Source organism: Burkholderia sp. SIMBA_051 (genome assembly GCF_046534915.1).
Taxonomy (GTDB): domain Bacteria; phylum Pseudomonadota; class Gammaproteobacteria; order Burkholderiales; family Burkholderiaceae; genus Burkholderia; species Burkholderia ambifaria.
Map to the genome: position 1 here is coordinate 1 of NZ_JAWRXS010000911.1, position 235 is coordinate 235.

Here is a 235-nt window from a genome sequence, read left to right on the forward strand (position 1 = left end):
CCATGACGCTGCGAGCTTGAATCGCACCCAATGGACTACGCGCAACTTCGCTCGCTGTTGGCTCCGCTCATCATGGCGTTAAAAGACGCGGGCACGCATACCATGCTGCCGACGCTTTGCGAGGAATTGGGGTTGCCCCTGCCCGCCACTGACGGCTCCAAGCGTGACCGCATGACCTTCAGCTTCGAGGCGGCCGCCGACGCTGATCTGCCTGCGGTTGCACGCAAGCTGTTGG

The 235-nt window shown here is 62.6% G+C and carries 1 pseudogene; it reads left to right on the top strand.

Going from position 1 to position 235, the window contains the following annotated elements:
• Positions 1 to 30 precede the first annotated feature (30 nt).
• Positions 31 to 235: pseudogene (locus SB771_RS37120) on the top strand (hypothetical protein); the annotation flags it as partial.